This window comes from Bradyrhizobium sp. 22 (assembly GCF_000482425.1).
Taxonomy (GTDB): domain Bacteria; phylum Pseudomonadota; class Alphaproteobacteria; order Rhizobiales; family Xanthobacteraceae; genus Bradyrhizobium; species Bradyrhizobium japonicum_B.
Genome location: NZ_KI519399.1, coordinates 4,562,474 through 4,583,364, shown reverse-complemented (window position 1 = coordinate 4,583,364; position 20,891 = coordinate 4,562,474). Strand labels below are relative to the sequence as shown.

The 20,891-nt window shown below is 64.3% G+C and carries 17 protein-coding genes and 1 pseudogene; 14 read left to right on the top strand and 4 right to left on the bottom strand.

Features of this window, described 5'->3' with window-relative positions; all coding sequences use genetic code 11:
* Nucleotides 1-21 precede the first annotated feature (21 nt).
* The gene (locus K410_RS0123475; protein WP_028137134.1) at nt 22-1,416 is read right to left on the bottom strand and encodes an MmgE/PrpD family protein; all 1,395 of its coding nucleotides are present in this window, start codon (nt 1,414-1,416) and stop codon (nt 22-24) included.
* 31 nt (nt 1,417-1,447) lie between these two features.
* Nucleotides 1,448-2,341 carry an NAD(P)-dependent oxidoreductase gene (locus tag K410_RS0123470; RefSeq protein WP_028137133.1) on the bottom strand — a complete coding sequence of 298 codons (894 nt, stop codon included), beginning with the start codon at nt 2,339-2,341 and terminating at the stop codon, nt 1,448-1,450.
* 254 nt (nt 2,342-2,595) lie between these two features.
* On the opposite strand from K410_RS0123470, the gene K410_RS0123465 reads away from it, so the two are divergent.
* Genes K410_RS0123465 through K410_RS0123455 form a run of 3 tightly spaced genes read left to right on the top strand, consistent with a single transcriptional unit; the run spans nt 2,596 to nt 5,186 of the window.
* Nucleotides 2,596-3,948, top strand: a complete 1,353-nt coding sequence (locus tag K410_RS0123465) for an MmgE/PrpD family protein (RefSeq protein WP_245269434.1) — start codon at nt 2,596-2,598, stop codon at nt 3,946-3,948.
* Between the two features lie 27 nt (nt 3,949-3,975).
* The gene (locus K410_RS0123460; protein WP_028137131.1) at nt 3,976-4,365 is read left to right on the top strand and encodes a carboxymuconolactone decarboxylase family protein; all 390 of its coding nucleotides are present in this window, start codon (nt 3,976-3,978) and stop codon (nt 4,363-4,365) included.
* A gap of 11 nt (nt 4,366-4,376) precedes the next feature.
* Entirely contained in the window at nt 4,377-5,186 is an 810-nt protein-coding gene (locus K410_RS0123455; RefSeq protein ID WP_028137130.1) for an N-acyl homoserine lactonase family protein, read from the top strand.
* 361 nt (nt 5,187-5,547) lie between these two features.
* Here the strand turns inward: K410_RS0123455 and K410_RS0123450 are convergent, their stop codons facing one another.
* Nucleotides 5,548-6,384, bottom strand: a complete 837-nt coding sequence (locus K410_RS0123450; protein ID WP_028137129.1) for a xanthine dehydrogenase — start codon at nt 6,382-6,384, stop codon at nt 5,548-5,550.
* A gap of 323 nt (nt 6,385-6,707) precedes the next feature.
* Here K410_RS0123450 and K410_RS0123445 point away from each other — a divergent pair, with 323 nt between their 5' ends.
* The 8 genes and pseudogenes from K410_RS0123445 (at nt 6,708) to K410_RS0123410 (ending at nt 15,140) form a co-directional block, all read left to right on the top strand.
* Nucleotides 6,708-7,547, top strand: a complete 840-nt coding sequence (locus tag K410_RS0123445) for an SDR family NAD(P)-dependent oxidoreductase (protein ID WP_028137128.1) — start codon at nt 6,708-6,710, stop codon at nt 7,545-7,547.
* A gap of 255 nt (nt 7,548-7,802) precedes the next feature.
* Entirely contained in the window at nt 7,803-9,539 is a 1,737-nt protein-coding gene (nifA, locus tag K410_RS0123440; RefSeq protein WP_049820174.1) for a nif-specific transcriptional activator NifA, read from the top strand.
* Nucleotides 9,540-9,683: 144 nt separating this feature from the next.
* Complete coding sequence (locus K410_RS0123435) at nt 9,684-9,878, top strand: 4Fe-4S binding protein (protein ID WP_028137126.1); 195 nt, start codon at nt 9,684-9,686, stop codon at nt 9,876-9,878.
* A gap of 52 nt (nt 9,879-9,930) precedes the next feature.
* Nucleotides 9,931-11,427 (top strand): annotated as a pseudogene (gene sufB, locus K410_RS0123430) (Fe-S cluster assembly protein SufB).
* Nucleotides 11,428-11,461: 34 nt separating this feature from the next.
* Nucleotides 11,462-12,220: a Fe-S cluster assembly ATPase SufC gene (sufC, locus tag K410_RS0123425; protein ID WP_028137125.1), complete on the top strand. Its 759-nt coding sequence runs from the start codon at nt 11,462-11,464 to the stop codon at nt 12,218-12,220.
* A 4-nt stretch (nt 12,221-12,224) separates the two neighbouring features.
* Nucleotides 12,225-13,544: a Fe-S cluster assembly protein SufD gene (gene sufD / locus K410_RS0123420; RefSeq protein ID WP_028137124.1), complete on the top strand. Its 1,320-nt coding sequence runs from the start codon at nt 12,225-12,227 to the stop codon at nt 13,542-13,544.
* 4 nt (nt 13,545-13,548) lie between these two features.
* On the top strand, nt 13,549-14,790 hold the full coding sequence (locus tag K410_RS0123415) for a cysteine desulfurase (protein ID WP_028137123.1): 1,242 nt from the start codon (nt 13,549-13,551) through the stop codon (nt 14,788-14,790).
* A complete protein-coding gene (locus K410_RS0123410) occupies nt 14,787-15,140 on the top strand; it encodes a nitrogen fixation protein NifZ (RefSeq protein WP_080672195.1) in 354 nt (117 codons plus the stop codon). Before K410_RS0123415 ends, K410_RS0123410 begins: the two co-directional genes overlap by 4 nt.
* 14 nt (nt 15,141-15,154) lie before the next feature.
* Here the strand turns inward: K410_RS0123410 and K410_RS0123405 are convergent, their stop codons facing one another.
* Nucleotides 15,155-15,607 (bottom strand): SufE family protein, encoded by a 453-nt coding sequence (locus K410_RS0123405; protein ID WP_049820286.1) that lies wholly within the window; start codon nt 15,605-15,607, stop codon nt 15,155-15,157.
* Between the two features lie 354 nt (nt 15,608-15,961).
* On the opposite strand from K410_RS0123405, the gene nifD reads away from it, so the two are divergent.
* From nifD to nifE, 3 genes are all read left to right on the top strand, one after another.
* The gene (gene nifD / locus K410_RS0123400; RefSeq protein ID WP_028137120.1) at nt 15,962-17,464 is read left to right on the top strand and encodes a nitrogenase molybdenum-iron protein alpha chain; all 1,503 of its coding nucleotides are present in this window, start codon (nt 15,962-15,964) and stop codon (nt 17,462-17,464) included.
* A gap of 82 nt (nt 17,465-17,546) precedes the next feature.
* A complete protein-coding gene (gene nifK, locus K410_RS0123395) occupies nt 17,547-19,106 on the top strand; it encodes a nitrogenase molybdenum-iron protein subunit beta (protein ID WP_028137119.1) in 1,560 nt (519 codons plus the stop codon).
* 116 nt (nt 19,107-19,222) lie between these two features.
* The gene (gene nifE / locus K410_RS0123385; protein ID WP_028137118.1) at nt 19,223-20,890 is read left to right on the top strand and encodes a nitrogenase iron-molybdenum cofactor biosynthesis protein NifE; all 1,668 of its coding nucleotides are present in this window, start codon (nt 19,223-19,225) and stop codon (nt 20,888-20,890) included.
* Nucleotide 20,891 lies beyond the last annotated feature (1 nt).

Here is a 20,891-nt window from a genome sequence, read left to right as displayed (position 1 = left end):
CCCCGTCCTCTCCGGCATTTCTCATGATGCCGATCGTAAAGTCCGTTCCGTTTCGTTCAGGCGGCACTCAGCGGCGATGACGCCGACATTGCCGAGCTGCTCGCATTCGTCGATCGTTTGCTCGAGCCGATGCGCGCGGTCCTCGCCGAGAACCCGTGCGGCGGCAGCGCGGAAGCGCGCGCGGACATCCGCGGGCGTCGCGGCGATGACGTCGGGCAAAGCGTGCCGGATGGTCCGGCCGTCGCGCAGCCGCACGCTCACCTCCGCGCCCTGCTTGCCCGGGAAGGCGGCGGTGAAGCCGGCATCCGCCTTCAGCTCAGTTACCGCGACCAGGCGGATAATGTCGCCATCATCGAGCCCGGCGTAGTTCTCTTCCTCGATCTCGCCGCGCGCCAGCGTCGCCGCCACGCTGAACGGGATGCTCATCTTGGCTTGAAGCGCGTTGCGATAAGGCCCGAGGGAATCGCAGCCGGGATAGCGGACCGCGGCATCCGGCGCGCGGATGACGACACGATCGATCTCCTTTGGGGTGGCGAGCTCGTGCGCGACGCGAAGCGCGGCTTGCGCGGCAGTCTGGGCGAAATTGCAGGCGGGGACCGGCTTGTTGTAGACCGCCATGATCTCGCACGCGCCGTTCGGGAACAGCGCGATGCCATCAGGCGCGGCCTGGCGGCGGTAGGCGGCGAACAGGCCGGCTTCGCCTTCGATGATCGTCTCGGAGCCGAACGCCCCGGCGGCGGCAAGGCCGATGGCCCTGATCGCGTTGCCGGCGGCAAAGCCGGGATGGAAATACATGTCCGAGCCGCCGGCATGCGGCCATTCGTTGAGTCCGCCGCAGGTGTTAGCCGCGATCGCGATGGCGCTGGTGGCCTGGTCCTCGGACAGCCCAAGCGCATAGCTTCCCGCGAGTGCCGCGCCCAGAGGGGCCACGAGGCCGGTCGGGCGATAGAGACGCGCGAGATCGGAGGTCAAAAGCGCGCGGCCGATCCGCGCGCCGGTCTCGTAGCCGACGATGGCAGCAGCGAGCAGCCTCGCGCCGTGCAGCGGCACCTGCTCGGACAGTGCTAGCAGAGCCGGCCAGATCACGACGCCGTGGTGTGCGATGCTGGCGGCATGCATGTCTTCGCGCACGAGGGCGTGCCCCATCACGGCGTTGGCGAACGCGGCGTCGGCCGGCGAGAAGAGCTGCGCGGTGCCGATGATGGTCGCGCTGCCGCCGCCATGCGCGATCGCAACGGCCTGACGGCTCCAGGGATGCTGCCCGGCCTCGAAGGCACAGGACAGGAAATCGAGCAGGCAGAGCTTGGCCTTGGCGACGACGTCCGGTCCGAAATCGCCGAGATCGACGGCAAGCGCGCTCCGCGCCATCTGGCGCGCGAGCGATACCTTGCCTGATCCGGTCGAGCCGATCGTCATCGCGGGTTTCTCTCCCTGACGGCTTGCGCGATCAGCCGCGCATTTCTACCCCGGCCCACTCCTCGAGCACTTTGGCGATCGAGGTGAAGTCGGATGAAGCGCCGTATTTGGCGTTGGTGATCGCGAGCATCTGGCGCACCACCGCGCCGCACACCATCGGCACGCCCATGGCCTCGGCCTCGTCCACGCAAAGACGCACGTCCTTGTAGGAAAGTCCGGTGGTGAAACCGAAATCGAACGTGCCTGGCAGCACCGCGCGGGGGAATTTGTCTTCGGAGGCGCTGTTGCGGCCGCTCGAGGCGTTGATGATGTCGATCAGCACCTTGGCGTTGACGCCGCCCTTGACGCCCATCGCCACCGCCTCCGAGGTGATCACGAGGGCTGCGGCCGCCATCAGATTGTTGGCGAGCTTGGCGGTCTGCGCCACGCCCGGCTTGTCGCCGGTGTAGAACAGCTTGCCGAAGTTCTTCAGGATTGGCTGCACGGTCTCGTAGGTCGCCTGTGGGCAGGACACCATCACGGCCAGCGTGCCGTTGACCGCGCCCTTGATGCCGCCGCTCACGGGCGCATCGACCAGCGTCATGCCCTTGGCTTTCAGGCCCTCCGCGACCAGCTTGGCCGCGCCAGGACCTGAGGTCGACAGGTCAACGACGACCTTGGCGCGGGTGCCGCTGCTGATGCCGTCCTGGCCGAGCGTAACCGCCTTCACGATGTCGGGCGTCGGCAGGCTCGCGAGCACGATATCGGCGCGCGAGGCGACGTCGGCCGGCGATTTGCCGAGCAGCGCGCCGCGCTTGACCAGCGGTTGGGTGGCTTCGGCCTGCGTGTCGTAGATGACGAGCGAAAAGCCCGCATCCATCAATCGTCCCGCCATGGGGCCGCCCATGCGGCCCGTGCCGATCACGCCGAGCGTCTCTCCCGCCATCGTTCACTCCCTGTCGCGCGATCCCGTGACGGGCGCGCCTTCTTGATCTTGTGGTCGCTGATCTCTCGTCGATCGCCGGCCGCGTCGGCCGCAATCGTTGCGGCGAGGGCATCCCACGCCAACGGGGCTGATTGTTATGATTGTCAGACAAGCTGTCAAGCATAACATTTGGGGTCGACAGTTTGCCGCGGATCGGCATAAGGTCGAACAAAACAAGGAAGACGCCCCGCGTGCCGCAAGATTCGATTCCGAGTGTGAGCAGGACGCTCGCTGATTTCGTCGCCGTCTCATCCTGGGTGGAGGTGGAAGGGCAGAGTCTGGAAGCGCGGCGGTCGATCCTCAATTTCTTCGCGACGGCGCTGCTCTCTGCGCGCGATCCTGTGGTCACCGCCGCGATGCGTACCTTGTCGCCGTTCAGCGGCACGGCGACCTCGACCGTCATCGGCCATTCGGAGCGGATGGATGCGATGTGCGCGTCGTTTCTCAACGCCATCTCAGCCAATCTGCTCGACTTCGACGACACTCACCCCGACACGATCATTCATCCGGCGGCACCGATCGCAGCGCCCTTGCTGGCGCTGGCGGAGGCGCGCAGAACTTCGGGGCGCGAGGTGCTGACGGCGTTCATTCTCGGTGTCGACGTCGAGTGCCGGATCGGCAATGCGGTCTCGCCACACCACTATGCGCGCGGCTGGCACATCACCTCGACCTGCGGAATTTTCGGCGCGGCGGCGGCGTGCGCGAAGCTGCTGGGCCTTTCGAAAGATGGGATTGCGAACGCGATCGGAATTGCGGCGAGCCAGTCGGCCGGCAATGTCGAGAATCTTCCGAGTGCGGCCAAGAATGTCAGCGTCGGCAACGCGGCGCGCAACGGATTGTTCGCCGCATTGCTGGCGCAGCAAGGCTATGAGGCCGCGCCCCTTGCCCTCGAAGGTCCGCTTGGGTGGGCGCGCACCATGGGAGACGAACTCGACCGCACGCGGCTGTTCGATGGTCTCGGCAGAACCTGGGAGATCGCAAAGAATACCTACAAGCCATATTCCGCCGGCATCGTGTTTCACGCGGTGATCGACGCCTGTCTGCTGTTGCGCGAGCGAGTTGGCGGGCGCGTCGACCAGATCGAATCGGTGATCGTGCAGGGCTCGGCGCTGCTGCTGGCCCGCGGCGACCGCCCGGTCAACAACGCGCGCGATGCGCGCGTCAGCATCCATCATTGCGTGGCGTGCGGACTCTTCCTCGGAAGGGCCGGTGTCACCGAGTTCGAGCAGGAGACCGTGATCCGGCCCGATATCACGCGATTGCGGGAAAATGTGAGGGCGGAGCTCGACCGCGAGATGCCCGACGGCGCCGCGCGCGTCACCTTGCGCCTGTCGACCGGCGAAGTGCTCACCGAGACCGTCATTTCGCCGCGCGGCAGCCAGGCCGCGCCGCTGTCGGATCGCGACATCGAAGCGAAGTTGCGTGACGGCGTGCGCGCGGGCCGCAGCGACTGGGACGCGGAGCGTGTGATCGATGCGATATGGCGGCTCAATGCGGTCGATGACGTCGGCGCACTCCTGCGATCGCTTCGGCCGCCGCCGGCGTCGCACCACGCAACTTCCAACTAAAGCTCTCAGGACCTGAAAGGGACGATCATGAGCAAGACCGAACTGTTCGAAAAGGGCCTCAAGGTTCGTAAAGAGGTGCTCGGCGAGGACTACGTCAACAAGTCGATCGCGGGAGCCGACGAGTTCACGCGCGCCATGGCGGAATGGTCGACGGAGTTCTGCTGGGGGGCGCTGTGGACGCGGCCCGGCGTCGACCGGCGCACGCGCTCGATCGTGAATCTGGCGATGCTCGGCGCGCTGAACCGGCCACACGAATTGAAGCTGCACGTCAAGGGCGCCCTGAAGAACGGGCTGACCAAGGAAGAGATCAAGGAGATCCTGCTCCAGGTCGCGGTCTATTGCGGCGTGCCCGCAGGCATCGACGCCTTCCGCAACGCGCGCGAGGCCTTCAACGAGGTCGACGCGGCCGGCTCCTGAGCAATTGTCCCATGGCCGCCCCGGACTACGAGCTCTTCGCCATCCGTTACGCCACGCGCGATGCCCAGCGCAGCGAGCACTTCATCGGCGGCGACCCGCATGACGGGCCGATGCCGATGGACTACTTCATGTGGCTGGCGCGGGGAGGCGGGCGCACCTTCGTCATCGACACCGGGTTCAACTCGGACGTCGCCAAGCAGCGCAGGCGGACTTTCCTGCGCTGCCCGGTGGAGACGCTGCGCGCTTTGGATGTCGATCCTGCCGAGGTACAGGACGTGATCCTCACCCATCTGCACTACGACCATGCCGGCAATTTCGACCGGTTTCCGAACGCTCGGTTTCATCTCCAGGAGCGCGAGCTCGCCTACGCGACCGGCCGCTATATGCACTATCCCCGGCTGTCGCATTCCTTCGAGGTCGAGGATATCTGCGGGATCGTGCGGCTGAACTATGCGCGCCGGGTGCTGTTTTACGACGGCGACGCCGAGATCGCACCCGGGCTGACGGTCCATGCGGCGGGCGGACATTCCGCCGGGCTGCAATTCGTCCGAGTCAACACCCGCCGCGGCCCTGTCGTGCTCGCCTCCGACGTCAGCCATTTCTACGAGAACATGACGAGCGAGCGTCCGTTTACGACGGCGTTCCATATCGGCGACATGCTGGTCGGCTTCGACAAGCTGCGCGCCACAGCGCCCAGTGCCGACCATATCGTTCCAGGTCACGATCCACTCGTCATGATGCTTTATCCGGCGCCGCGCCCGGATCTGGCCGGGATCGCGGTTCGCTTGGATGTGGCGCCGTCCGGGCCTGCTCATTCCTAGACGGCGAGAGGACCACGCGCCCCCCGTCTTGTCGAGCTTCTCTTCCAGGGTGAAGGACACATCTTCGCTCCTTGGCTCCGAAAGGATATCGATACGTTTCGCGCTGTTTGACGCGTTTGATCTGCGCGTCATGCTTGGCCTCGTCGTGATGCAGGTCGTGCGCGATCGCTTTGGTCGAGGACCATCGACCTTGGGGCCGGCCGCTCTTCCAGAATCCGCTTCACCGAATGCGAGCATCGTCCGCACCTGACCGTGCAGCCCAGGCAGTCGTAGACCTGTGCGGCCGAGCACAGCTCGTCGCCGGTCGAAACCAGTGCGACCCTGATATCGTGATCGCTGATGATGTTGCAGGAACAGACGATCATGCCGGATTCCGTTGCGTGATGCGTCGCGCGGTGTGGAGCCTGACGGCGGCGATGGTGGCGTCGGCGATGGCACGGCCGCGGTGGTCCGTGCCGGTCCATTGGGCGTCGCGGCCGCGCGGGTCGATCTCCAGCAGCTTGACGCCGGCCGGAACTTCGCTGCCGTCGCGGGCGATGCCGCGCAGGATGCCGTCGCGGGGCGCGAGCACCGGTACGCCGGAGAGGTGGCCGAGCACGACATCCTTGTAGACGCGGGCGCCGATCTCGATCGGTGTGTGCCAGCGCCCCGCCAACCGCGAATAGACAAAGCGCTCCGCTCCGACGTCGCCCAGGGTGCCGGCAACGCCGTCGGTCGGGTCTGTCCAGCGCTGTTCAGCGACGAGTCCGATCCTGCCCGGGCGCGTCTCCACCGCGAGGTCGCAATTGAAGTTCGACGAGAACCCAGGGCCAAGGCCAATCGTCAGCCGGGCCAGCCGCCTGAGGTCGGGCGTGATCCGACGCTTCTGAAGACGCGCATCGATGAGGAGGTCGATTTGGCGGACGGGAAGAAGGTCGAGCAGGCCGAGCCAGGTGACCAGGATTCGCACCGGCCGGCGCAGAGCCTGGTAGACCTGCATGCCGTCGTCCGCGCGTTCGGCGACGATGTCCTCGAGTCGCGCGGTGTCGGTGAAAAGGGCGTCGTGGAAGGCCATCTTGCGGCGGATCACCGGCGGATCCGGATCATGCGACAGCACCACGCAATAGCCGGCGCGCACGAGCCGGAGGCCGACGGCGGACGCGATCTCATTGGTGCCGAGGATGACGGCAAAGAGTCGTTGGTCGTTCGGCTGGGGCATTTGAAACCGCTTTCGCAGGAAAAGTGCAGCACGACAGGGCGCGAATGAACGTCGGGACGGGATGAGCAAGAGCCGGGCCATTTGGAACGATTGAAAAACAGCTCTCAACTGCCGATCAACATTCAGGAAGAAGGAGCGCACCGGGACGGCATTGCTTGGTCCGAAACGCAACGCTGCCCTGTTGCAAATCTTTCAACATGTCGCGAAGCGGACACCGGGTCCCAAAAAACACAACGATTGGCCGGCGATGCGTGGCCCAAATCCTGCAAAGTTGCTCCTGTTGTCATCGTGTGGCGCCCGTCGCGGCGCGTGAGGAGCTTTGCGTGACGCTCGATCTGCTGGACCGCGACGGGGCGCCGGGCGATATGTCTGTCCCCGATATCGCGCTGTGCCCGTTTCACGGCGACAAGTCGCGCGCACAGCACGGCGCGCGGAAAACGCTGGTATTGACCGGTGCGTCGCGGGGTATTGGTCACGCCACGGGTAAGCTGTTCGCCGAAGCCGGCTGGCGGATCATCACCTGTTCGCGGCAGCCGTTCGATGGCGAACGTTGCCCGTGGAATTCGGGAACGGATAGCCACGTTCAGGTCGAATTGAGCGACCATCGCGCGTTGCCGCGCGCGGTCGCGGATATCAAGGAGCGGCTCGACGGCCAGCCGCTGCATGCGCTGATCAACAATGCCGCCATCTCGCCCAAGGCCGCCGACGGCAGCCGGTTGAACTCGCTGACGACACCGGTTGAGACCTGGATGAGCGTCTTCCACGTCAACCTGCTCGCGCCGATCCTGTTCGCCCAGGGTCTGGTCGAGGAACTGAAGCTGGCGTCCGGCTCGATCGTCAACGTCACCTCGATCGTGGGTTCCCGGGTGCATCCGTTTGCGGGCAGCGCCTATGCGACGTCGAAGGCGGCCCTTGCGTGTCTGACCCGCGAGATGGCGCACGACTACGCGCAGTTCGGAATTCGCGTGAATGCGATCGCTCCCGGGGAAATCAAGACGGACATCCTGTCGCCGGAGACCGAAGCGCAGCTGGCGCCGATCATCCCGTTGCATCGTGTCGGTACGCCCGACGAGGTCGCCAAGGTGATCTTCTTCCTGTGCTCGGATGCGGCCAGCTACGTCACAGGTGCGGAAGTACCGATCAACGGAGGTCAGCACGTGTGATGAAGCGGCAGGCGTCGATCGCCAAAGAAACTTTGCCGACTTGCGCTGGATCAATGCGGCCAACCCGCTTTCGCGCGTGACGCCCATTCCGACGGCAAATTCCACGGGGCGGATGACAAAGCGTGCAAGCGCGACGGAATCTTTTTGCAGCGATGCTGACAACTTGAGCGCGACTCCCGACACGACATGAATGACAATACGACAAATTCCAAAGAGTGCGGCGGGGAGGATGAAACGGGCAACGGAGATTCCGTGATGCTGAATGCTGCTCCATTGGTTGAACGTCCGCCGGCGGATCAGACCGCGCCGATCGTGCCGCTGAATGAGATCGCGCTGACCGGCATTTTCGAGATATCCAAGATACTGACGGCGCCGACACGGCTGGAGACCACGCTGGCCAACGTCGTGAACCTTCTGCAATCGTTTCTCCAAATGCGTCATGGCGTCGTTGCGCTGCTCGCCGATGACGGCATTCCCGATCTCGCGGTTGGCGCCGGTTGGAGCGAGGGCAGCGACGAACGCTATCGCGAGCGGTTGCCGCAGAAGGCCGTCGACCAGGTCGTCGCCACCGCGATGCCGCTGGTCGCGGAGAACATCGCCACCCATCCGGCCTTCGGTCCGATGGATGTGAAGGCTCTCGGGGCCTCGGAGACGACGCGCGTGTCGTTCATCGGCGTTCCGATCCGCATCGATGCCAAGGTCGTCGGTACGCTGACGATCGATCGGGTTTGGGACGAGCGATCGATGTACCGGCTCGATTCCGACGTGCGCCTGCTGACGATGGTCGCCAATCTGGTCGGCCAGACCGTGAAGCTGCACCGCGTCGTCGCCCAGGACCGCGAACGGCTGATGCATGAGAGCTATCGCCTTCAGAAGGAGCTCTCCGAACTCAAGCCGGCGCGCGATCGCCGCAGGGTTCACGTCGAAGGCATCATCGGCGACAGCGCAGCGCTGCGCGGGCTGCTCGAGAAGATTGCGGTCGTGGCCAAGTCGAACTCGACGGTGCTGCTGCGCGGCGAATCCGGCACCGGCAAGGAGCTGATCGCGAAGGCCATTCACGAGCTCTCGCCGCGAGCCAAGCGCCCGTTCATCAAGATCAACTGCGCGGCTCTGCCGGAATCGGTGCTGGAATCCGAGCTGTTCGGCCACGAAAAAGGGGCCTTTACCGGCGCGCTGAATTCGCGCAAGGGCAGGTTCGAGCTCGCCGACAAGGGCACCCTGTTCCTGGACGAGATCGGCGAGATTTCGGCCTCATTCCAGGCCAAGCTCCTTCGGGTGCTGCAGGAGCAGGAATTCGAGCGCGTCGGCGGCAACCAGACCATCAAGGTCGATGTCCGCGTCATCGCCGCGACCAACCGCAACCTGGAAGAAGCGGTCGCGCGGAACGAGTTCCGTGCCGACCTCTATTACAGGATCAGCGTGGTGCCGATGGTGCTGCCGCCGCTGCGCGAGCGGCGCAGCGACATTCCGCTGCTGGCCAACGAGTTCCTCAAGAACTTCAACAGCGAAAACGGTCGCGCGCTGAGCTTCGATCGGCACGCGATCGAGGTTCTGATGAGCTGTGGCTTCCCCGGCAACGTGCGGGAGCTGGAGAATTGCGTGCAGCGAACGGCGACGCTGGCGCCGGGCCCGGAAATCGTCAGGAATGACTTTGCATGCTGTCACAGTCAGTGCCTGTCGGCCATGTTGTGGAACGGCAGATCCGAGAGCACGCAGCAGCGCTCGCTGCCGATCGTGCCGCTTTCCCCGCTTCCAGCCGCTCCCCGCGAGGTCGCTGCGACCGGATTTCCGCCAGCGGTGGAGGCTGCGGCGCCGGCATCGAATGCTGCGGCCGCTTTGCCGGCCGGGAGCGTGGCCGATCGGGATCGCGTTGTTGCGGCAATGGAGAAGTCAGGCTGGGTCCAGGCCAAGGCGGCACGCCTGCTGGGCCTCACGCCGCGGCAAATCGGATACGCGCTGAAGAAGTACGGCATCGAGGTCAAGCGTCTCTGACGACGACTGTCGCAGATGCGACATGTCGGGCCCACGACAACCGGCCTTGCGCAAATAGTCGTTGAATTTCCTACGCTTCACGGTTGGCACGACGCTTGAAAGGGAGATGTCCGACGGCATCACCTGCTCAAGGAGTCGAGACACATGGCCTACAAGATCGTCGCCTCGCAATGCACGGTATGCGGCGCATGTGAATTCGAGTGCCCGAATGCCGCCATCAGCCTCAAGCGTGACATGTACGTGATCGACCCGAAGAAGTGCACCGAGTGCGAGGGGCATTTCGACACCGCACAATGCGCGGTCGTCTGTCCGGTGCCCGACACCTGCATTCCGGCCTGAGGGCAGAGCGATGACGCAGACTGCGAAGTGTCCCATGCGGACGGAGCGATAGATGGCGGCGGTTCAGGAGACCATCGAACGGGTCCGCGGCATCGACGTCGACCAGTATCGTTATGGGTTTGAGACCCTGATCGACACCGAGAAGGCCCCCAAGGGGCTGTCGGAAGAGATCGTAAAATTCATCTCGCAGAAGAAGAACGAACCCGACTGGATGCTGCAGTGGCGGCTCGAGGCCTATCGCCGTTGGCTGACCATGCAGGAGCCGACCTGGGCCCGCGTCGACTATCCCAGGATCGACTTCCAGGACCTCTATTACTACGCGGCGCCGAAGCCGAAGAAGACGGTCACCTCGCTCGACGAGATCGATCCTGAAATCCTGAAGACCTACGAGAAGCTCGGCATTCCCTTGCGGGAAGTCGCCATGCTCGAAGGCGTCGAGCCCAAGCCCGGCGAGGAGGATCCCGCCCGCCGCAAGATCGCGGTCGACGCTGTCTTCGATTCGGTCTCGGTGGCGACCACGTTCAAGGCGGAGCTGAAGAAGGCCGGCGTGATCTTCATGCCGATCTCGGAGGCGATCCGCGAGCATCCCGAATTGGTGCAGAAGTACCTGGGCTCGGTGGTGCCGACCTCCGACAATTTCTACGCGACGCTGAACTCGGCGGTGTTCTCCGACGGCTCGTTCGTCTACGTGCCGCCCGGCGTGCGCTGCCCGATGGAGCTGTCGACCTATTTCCGCATCAACGAGCGCAACACCGGGCAGTTCGAGCGCACGCTGATCATCGCCGACAAGGGCTCCTACGTCAGCTATCTCGAAGGCTGCACCGCGCCGCAGCGCGACGAGAACCAGCTGCATGCCGCCGTGGTCGAGCTCGTCGCGCATGACGATGCCGAGATCAAATACTCGACGGTGCAGAACTGATACCCCGGCAATTCCGAAGGCAAGGGCGGCATCTACAATTTCGTCACCAAGCGTGGCGACTGCCGCGGGGCCAATTCCAAGATCTCCTGGACCCAGGTCGAGACGGGATCCGCGATCACCTGGAAATATCCGAGCTGCATCCTGCGCGGCGACAATTCGCGCGGCGAGTTCTACTCGATCGCGATCTCGAACGGCTTCCAGCAGGTCGATAGCGGCACCAAGATGATCCACCTCGGCAAGAACACGTCGAGCCGGATCATCTCCAAGGGCATCGCCGCCGGCAAGTCGCAGAACACCTATCGCGGTCTCGTCACCGCGCATCGCAAGGCGACCGGGGCCCGCAACTTCACCGCCTGCGATTCGCTTCTGATCGGCGACAAATGCGGCGCGCACACCGTGCCGTACATCGAGGCCAAGAATTCCTCGGCGACGTTCGAGCACGAGGCCACGACCTCGAAGATCTCCGAGGACGTGCTGTTCTACTGCATCCAGCGCGGGCTCAGCCAGGAGGAGGCCGTCGGCCTCGTCGTCAACGGCTTCGTCAAGGACGTGCTGCAGCAGCTGCCGATGGAATTCGCGGTGGAAGCGCAGAAGCTGATCTCGATCTCGCTCGAAGGAAGCGTCGGATGACCATCCTTGAGACCAACAGGCAGGAAGAAACGTGATGACGGCACTCCTCGACATCCGTGGATTGAAGGCCGAGATCGACGGCCGCCAGATCCTCAACGGGCTCGACCTCACCGTGAACAAGGGCGAGGTCCACGCCATCATGGGTCCCAACGGCGCCGGCAAGTCGACGCTGTCCTATGTGCTGTCAGGCAAGCCGGGCTACGAGATTACCGGCGGCGAGGTCTTCTTCAACGGCGAGGAGCTGCTTGCCATGGGCCCCGATGAGCGCGCCGCCAAGGGCCTGTTCCTGGCGTTTCAATACCCGCTCGAAATCCCCGGCGTTGCCACGCTGACGTTCCTGCGTACGGCGCTGAACGCCCAGCGCAAGAAGCGCGGCGAGGAGGAGTTGTCGTCGCCCGACGTGCTGAAGCGGGTGCGCGAGCTCGCCAGGCAGCTGAGCATCGACCCCGAGATGCTGAAGCGCCCGCTCAATGTCGGCTTCTCCGGCGGCGAGAAGAAGCGCAACGAGACGCTTCAGATGGCGCTGCTGGAGCCCAAACTGTGCGTGCTGGACGAGACCGATTCAGGCCTCGATATCGATGCGCTGCGCATCGTCGCCGACGGAGTCAATCGTTTGCGCGCTGCCGATCGCGGCATGATCGTGATCACGCACTATCAGAGACTGCTCGACTACATCGTGCCCGATGTCGTGCATGTGCTGTCGGCGGGCCGCATCGTGAAGACCGGCGGCAAGGAGCTGGCGCTCGAACTCGAAGCGACAGGCTACGCGCAATATCAGAACGAAGCGGCGTGATCCCATGAATGCCGAGATCCGCCCAGTGAAGACCGCCGCCGAGATCGGCTTCGCCGATCTGTTCGCGGCTGCGCGGCAGAGCCTGCCCGGCGGCGAGAGCACCGAGGCTCTCCGGCGTGACGCCTTCGACCGTTTCGTGGGGCAGGGGCTGCCGAACTCCCGTGTCGAGGCCTGGAAATATACCGACTTGCGGCGTCTGGTGCGCGATGCCAAGCCGCTGGCGCCTCCTCCCGATTCGGTCGCCAGGACCGCCGCCCGCGACGCCGGCGCGGTCTTCGCCGGTCTCGACGTGCGCCGGCTCCTGATCGTCGACGGCGCCTTCGTGCCCGAGCTCTCCGATCTCTCGAACCTCGAATCCGGCGTCATCATTCGCGCGACCGCCGAGGCGCTTGCCGCGGACGAGATGGTGTTTCCGCTCGACATGGCCGGGGCCGATCCGGTCGCATCCCTCAACATCGCGTTCGCCGCCGGCGGCGTCGTGATCGCGGTCGCCCCGGATGTCGTCGTGGAGCGGCCGATCCATCTCGTCTTCGTGACCACGGGCGGTGCACCCGCCGCAATGTTCACGCGATCACGGCTGGAGCTCGGCAGCGGCGCGGCCCTCACGCTGGTCGAGACGCATGAAGGCCCGGATCGGTCCGACTACCAGGTCTATGCGGCCTTCCATGTGGACGTCGGCGACAAGGCCCGCCTGGACCACGTCAAGGTTACCGGCGAAGGCGCGGCTGCGCTGCACATCGCGACGCTCGAGGCTTCGATCGGCGCGGGTGCGGAGTACCGCGAGTGCGGTTTCACGACCGGCGGCGCTGTGGTGCGCAACCAGCAATTCCTGCGGCTCGCGGGCGAGGGGACCACGGCCAGCGTGCATCAGTCGAGCCTTCTGGCCGGACGCCAGCACGCAGACACCACGCTGATCGTCGATCATGTCGCGGCTGGATCGCAGAGCCGCGAGGTCTTCAAGGCGGTGGTCGACGAGGAGGCGAGAGCCGTGTTCCAAGGCAGGATCACGGTGCAACCTGGTGCGCAACAGACCGACGCCAAGATGATGGCACGGGCGCTGCTTCTGTCGGACGAGGCCGTCGCCAATTGCAAGCCCGAGCTGGAGATCTTCGCAGACGACGTGCAGTGCGGCCACGGCACCACCACCGGCGCATTGGACGACCAGCTGAAGTTCTATCTGATGGCGCGCGGCATTCCGGAAAAGGAGGCCGAGGCGCTGTTGATCCAGGCTTTCGTCGGAGAAGTGATCGACGCCGTCGCGCGCGATGATCTGCGCGAAGCGCTCTCGCGGACGATGCTGGCCTGGCTCAAGGGACGGGATTGATCCCATGCATCCGGCGGTGAGCAATGGAAGCTATGACGTTGGTCGCGTTCGCCGGGATTTCCCGATCCTGTCGATGCAGGTCCACGGCCGCCCGCTGGTCTATCTGGACAACGCGGCTTCGGCGCAGAAGCCGCAGGCCGTGCTCGACCGGCTGACGCAGGCCTACACCGGCGAATACGCCAACGTGCATCGTGGCCTGCATTACCTCGCCAATGCCGCCACCGAGGCCTATGAGGGCGCGCGCGACAAGGTCGCGAAGTTCCTCAATGCCGAGCGACGCGAGGAGATAATCTTCACCCGCGGCGCCACGGAGGCGATCAATCTGGTGGCCCAGACATTCGGCCGCGAAAGGATCAGCGCGGGCGACGAGATCGTGCTCTCGATCATGGAGCATCACGCCAATATCGTGCCTTGGCATTTCCTGCGCGAAAGGCAGGGAGCCGTGATCCGATGGGCGCCGGTCGACGACGAGGGCAATTTTCTCATCGACGAGTTCGAGAAGCTCTTGAACGCGAAGACCAGGCTGGTCGCGATCACGCAGATGTCGAACGTGCTCGGCAGCGTCGTGCCGGTCAAGGAGGTCGTTCGGCTGGCACATGCGCGCGGAATTCCCGTCCTGGTCGACGGTTCGCAGGCCGCGGTGCACATGGATGTCGACGTCCGCGATATCGGCTGCGACTTCTACGTCGTCACCGGGCACAAATTGTACGGACCGACCGGCATTGGCGCGCTCTACGGCAAGTACGAGCATCTGGCCGCAATGCCGCCCTTCAATGGCGGCGGCGAGATGATCCGCGAGGTCTCGTGCGACGTCGTCACCTATGGCGAGCCGCCACACCGCTTCGAGGCCGGCACGCCGCCGATCGTGCAGGCCATCGGCCTCGGTGCCGCCATCGACTACGTCGAATCGATCGGCAAGGAGCGGATCCGCAGGCACGAGAGCGGGCTTCTGGCCTATGCGCAGGAACGATTGCGTGGAATCAACTCGCTGCGGATCATCGGGACGGCCGCCGACAAGGGCGCGCTCGTGTCGTTCGAGATGAAGAACGGCCACGCCCACGACTTCGCGACCGTGATCGATCGTGCCGGTATCGCGGTGCGCGCCGGCACCCATTGCGCGATGCCGCTGCTCGACCGCTTCGGCGTGACCGCGACCTGCCGTGCCTCGTTTGCGCTCTACAACACCATGGAGGAGGTCGACGCGCTGGCCGAGGCCTTGGTCAGGGCGCAGGAGCTGTTCTCATGAGCGAGAAGATCGTCACCAGGTCCCTTCGCGTCAAGCCACGGCCCGTTGCCCGCATCGTCTGCGATGCCCATCGCCGCCGGACGGCGCGGAACATGGAACGGCGTTTTGCCGGCGAGTTCTCGGTCGGCGAGCCGATCCGCGCCACGGCGCTGATCAGGAACGACGGTATGTATCCGCATAAGGACATCGGCGAGCCCCTGGTGCATCCCGGCGACAAGGGCCTCGTGCGCGAGAGCTGGCGCTTTCTCGGCGAGGTCTACTACACGGTCGAATTCACGGCCCGGTCGGTGTTCGTCATCATGCGGGGCCGCGAGATGTCGCGGATGGGGACCGCGTTCGACGCGGCCTGAAGCTCCGCCGAATATCACCTCGCTTCAGCCAGCACGGCGGTTGCGTCCGCTCGCATCCGCGACACCATCGATCGGAAGCCGTTCGAACGCTGCGGTGTCAGGTGCGCGCCGAGCCCGAGCCGCTCGAACAGCGCCAATGGATTTTCGCCTGAGATCTCCGCGGCCGGCCGTCCCGACAGCAGCGCAATGAGGATCGCGACCAGCCCGCGGACGATGTGAGCATCGCTGTCGCCGGCAAAGATGAGGACCGGCCGCCCGTCCCGGTGCTCGATCGTCGTCGCCAGCCAGACCTGGCTGACGCAGCCCTCCACCTTGTTGGCGTCGGTGCGCTGCTCGTCCGGAAACGGCGTCAGCTTGCGGCCCAGCTCGATCACGTAGCGATAGCGGTCGTCCCAATCATCGAGCAGGGAGAAATTCTCGATGATGTCGTCGATCGGCGTTGGCCGAGAGTTCGTTTCAAGCTGCATGATCGCCTCGATGCATTGGTGAGACGCATCAAGCAAGCCCCATACCGCAGGGCGGATCGACGCTTTCCTGCGAGAAAAATGCATAGTCGATGCCGTCTGGCGACGGCGCGCATTGTTCTGTTTCGAACAGCCCTCCGCGCACGCACATGTCGACATGATGCGATGTCGGATTTGCAACAATGCGCAGCCGCGCGGCTATCTGCCTCCAATCGCTTCACTTTTTGTCTTCGATATGCGCTGGCACACTGGTTGCAAAAGTCCTTGTGCAAGGCGACCTCGCGGAAGAGATCGCGAGAGCGGCGCGCCGGTTGAGGCGTCCGATCGTTCACACAGGGATAACCGAGGGATACTCGCATGAGCCTAGCAACCACCCAGAGCGTTGCCGAGATCAAGGCCCGCAACAAGCAACTGATCGACGAGGTCTTGAAGGTCTATCCGGAGAAGACCGCAAAGCGTCGCGCCAAGCACCTCAACGTGCACGAGGCCGGCAAGTCCGATTGCGGCGTCAAGTCGAACCTGAAATCCATCCCCGGCGTGATGACCATTCGCGGCTGCGCCTATGCCGGCTCCAAGGGCGTGGTGTGGGGTCCCATCAAGGACATGATCCACATCAGCCACGGCCCGGTCGGTTGCGGTCAGTACTCCTGGGCGGCCCGGCGCAACTACTACATCGGCACGACCGGCATCGACACCTTCGTCACGATGCAGTTCACCTCCGACTTCCAGGAAAAGGACATCGTGTTCGGCGGCGACAAGAAGCTCGCCAAGATCATCGACGAGATCCAGGACCTGTTCCCGCTCAACCACGGCATCACCATCCAGTCGGAATGCCCGATCGGCCTGATCGGCGACGACATCGAGGCCGTGTCGAAGGTGAAGTCGAAGGAGTATGGCGGCAAGACCATCGTTCCGGTGCGCTGCGAAGGCTTCCGCGGCGTCTCGCAGTCGCTCGGCCATCACATCGCCAACGATGCCGTGCGCGACTGGATCTTCGACAAGGTCTCCCCGGAGGCCAAGCCGGCGTTCGAATCCACGCCGTATGACATCGCGATTATCGGCGATTACAACATCGGCGGCGACGCGTGGTCCTCGCGCATCCTGCTCGAGGAGATGGGCTTGCGCGTGATCGCGCAATGGTCCGGCGACGGCAGCCTGGCCGAGCTGGAGGCGACGCCCAAGGCGAAGCTGAACGTCCTGCACTGCTACCGCTCGATGAACTACATCTCACGCCACATGGAGGAGAAGTTCGGCATTCCCTGGTGCGAATACAATTTCTTCGGCCCCTCCAAGATCGCGGAATCCCTGCGCAAGATCGCCAGCTTCTTCGACGACAAGATCAAGGAAGGCGCCGAGCGCGTCATCGCGAAGTACCAGCCGTTGATGGATGCGGTGATCGCCAAATATCGCCCGCGTCTCGAAGGCAAGACGGTGATGCTGTTCGTCGGCGGCTTGCGTCCCCGCCACGTGATCGGCGCCTATGAGGACCTCGGCATGGAGGTCGTCGGCACCGGCTACGAGTTCGGCCACAACGACGACTACCAGCGAACCGCCCAGCATTACGTCAAGGACGGCACGCTGATCTACGACGACGTCACCGGCTACGAGTTCGAGCGCTTCGTCGAGAAGATCCAGCCCGATCTCGTCGGCTCCGGCATCAAGGAGAAGTACGTCTTCCAGAAGATGGGTGTGCCGTTCCGGCAGATGCACTCCTGGGACTATTCCGGTCCCTATCACGGCTATGACGGCTTCGCGATCTTCGCGCGCGACATGGACATGGCGATCAACTCCCCGATCTGGAAGAAGACCAAGGCACCCTGGAAGGATGCCCCGCGGCCGAGCCTGATGGCGGCGGAATGACAGAGGCTGAGGTCCGGCTCTTCTTCCTTCGACGAAGAGCCGGAGACAGGCGATCGAACACGAATCCAACAAGGGTGCCATGATGACACAGAATGCCGAACACGTGCTCGATCACTTCGAGCTGTTCCGGGGACCGGAATACCAGCAGATGCTGGCCAACAAGAAGGCCCTGTTCGAGAATCCGCACGACCCCGCGGAGGTCGAGCGGATCAGGGAGTGGGCCAAGACGCCCGAATACCGCGAGAAGAACTTCGCCCGCGAAGCGCTGACGGTGAACCCGGCCAAGGCCTGCCAGCCGCTGGGCGCCGTGTTCGTCGCCGTCGGGTTCGAAGGCACGCTGCCCTTCGTGCACGGCTCGCAGGGCTGCGTCGCCTACTACCGCAGCCATCTGTCGCGGCACTTCAAGGAGCCGAGCTCCTGCGTTTCCTCGTCGATGACGGAAGATGCGGCCGTGTTCGGCGGCCTGAACAACATGATCGACGGGCTTGCCAATACCTATAACATGTACAAGCCGAAGATGATCGCCGTCTCCACCACCTGCATGGCAGAGGTGATCGGCGACGACCTTAATGCCTTCATCAAGACGGCGAAGGAGAAGGGCTCGGTTCCCGACGCGTACGATGTTCCCTTCGCCCATACGCCGGCCTTCGTCGGCAGCCACGTGACCGGCTACGACAACGCCCTCAAGGGCATCCTGGAGCACTTCTGGGATGGCAAGGCCGGCACCGCGCCGAAGCTCGAGCGCAAGGAGAACGGCAAGATCAACTTCATCGGCGGTTTCGACGGCTACACCGTCGGCAACATCCGCGAGATCAAGCGCATCTTCGAGCTGATGGGGATCGAATACACGATCCTGGCCGACAACAGCGACGTGTTCGACACGCCGACCGACGGCGAGTTCCGCATGTACGACGGCGGCACCACGCTGGAGGACGCCGCGAACGCGATCCACGCCAAGGCCACCATCTCGATGCAGCAATATTGCACCGAGAAGACGCTCCCCTTCATCGAGGGACATGGCCACGAAGTCGCGGCCTTCAACCATCCCGTTGGCGTCAGTGCCACCGATGATTTCCTGATGACGCTGTCGCGCATCACGGGCAAGCCGATTGCGAAGGCGCTGGAACAGGAGCGCGGCCGTCTCGTCGACGCCATGGCCGATTCGAGCGCGCATATCCACGGCAAGAAGTTCGCGATCTACGGCGATCCGGACCTCTGCTACGGCCTTGCCGCCTTCCTGCTCGAGCTCGGCGCCGAACCGACCCATGTGCTGTCCACCAACGGCAACAAGGCCTGGGCCGAGAAGATGGAAGGGCTGTTCGCCAGCTCGCCGTTCGGCAAGAACTGCCATGCCTATCCGGGCAAGGACCTCTGGCACATGCGCTCGCTGCTGTTCACCGAGCCGGTCGATTTCCTGATCGGCAACACCTACGGCAAGTACCTGGAGCGCGACACCGGCACGCCGCTGATCCGCATCGGCTTCCCGGTGTTCGATCGCCACCATCACCACCGCTATCCGGTGTGGGGCTATCAGGGCGGCATGAACGTGCTGGTGAAGATCCTCGACAAGATCTTCGACGAGATCGACAAGAACACCAACGTTCCCGCCAAGACCGACTACAGCTTCGACATCATTCGTTGATGCCGCGAAAAGTCTGCCGCCGCCCGAAAACGGCGGCGGCAGGCGACACGTCCAGCCTGCGATCGAGACTGCGGGGCGAAACGCTCGCGCAGCGGGTCGGGAAATAGGAGAGGCTCATGAGCTCGCTGTCGGCCACCATCCAGGACGTCTTCAACGAGCCGGGTTGCGGCAAGAACGCCAACAAGACGGAGGCCGAACGCAAGAAGGGCTGCACAAAGCAGCTGCAGCCGGGCGGGGCCGCCGGCGGTTGCGCCTTCGACGGCGCCAAGATCGCGCTGCAGCCGTTCACCGACGTCGCGCATCTCGTCCATGGCCCGATCGCCTGCGAAGGCAATTCCTGGGATAATCGCGGCAGCGCCTCGTCCAGCTCCGATCTCTGGCGGCGCAGCTTTACCACCGACATGAACGAGACCGACATCGTGTTCGGCGGCGAGAAGCGGCTCTACAAGGCCATCAGGGAAGTCATCGAGAAATACGATCCGCCGGCGATCTTCGTCTACCAGACCTGCGTTCCCGCCATGATCGGTGACGACATCAACGCGGTCTGCAAAGCCGCGGCCACGAAGTTCGGCAAGCCGGTCATCCCCGTCAATTCGCCCGGCTTCGTCGGCCCGAAGAATCTCGGCAACAAGCTGGCCGGCGAGGCGCTGCTCGAGCACGTCATCGGCACCGAGGAGCCCGATTACACCACGCCCTACGACATCAACATCATCGGCGAGTACAACCTGTCCGGCGAGTTCTGGCAGGTCAAGCCGCTGCTGGACGAGCTTGGCATCCGCATCCTCTCCTGCATCTCCGGTGACGGAAAATACCGCGAGCTGGCCTACTCGCATCGGGCCAAGGCCGCCATGATGGTGTGCTCCAAGGCGATGATCAACGTCGCCCGCAAGATGGAGGAGCGCTACGGCATTCCCTACTTCGAGGGCTCGTTCTACGGGATCCAGGATTCCAGCGACTCGCTACGCGAGATCGCCCGCCTGCTGATCGAGCGCGGTGCGCCGGCGGAGCTGATGGACCGGACCGAAGCGGTGATCGCGCGGGAGGAAGCCAAGGCCTGGGCCGCGATCGAGCGCTTCAAGCCGCGCTTCAAGGACAAGAAGGTGCTGCTGATCACCGGCGGGGTGAAGTCGTGGTCCGTGGTGGCGGCACTTCAGGAGGCGGGCCTCGAGATCGTCGGCACCTCCGTGAAGAAGTCCACCAAGGAGGACAAGGAGCGGATCAAGGAGCTGATGGGGCAGGACGCCCACATGATCGAGGACATGACGCCGCGCGAAATGTACAAGATGCTGAAGGACGCGCGGGCCGACATCATGCTCTCCGGCGGCAAGTCGCAGTTCGTCGCGCTGAAGGCGGCGATGCCCTGGCTCGACATCAACCAGGAGCGCAGCCACGCCTATATGGGCTATATCGGCATGGTCACGCTGATGGAGCAGATCGAGAAGGCGCTCTACAACCCGATGTGGGTGCAGCTCCGCAAGCCGGCGCCATGGGACGAAGCCGGCGTCAACTGGCAGACGAAAGCGATGGCGCAGATGGATGCGCAGGCCGCCGAGATCGCCGCTGATCCGGTCCGTGCCGAGGAGACCCGCCGCGCCAGGAAGATCTGCTTCTGCAAGACCGTCGATCTCGGCACCATCGAGGACGCCATTGCCGCGCACGGCCTTTCCGACGTCGAAGGCGTCAGGAATCATACCAGTGCCTCGGGTGGTTGCGGCGCCTGCAAGGGGCGGATCGAGGACATCCTCGCGACCCAGCCGGCACCCGTCCTTCAGGCGGCGGAGTAGG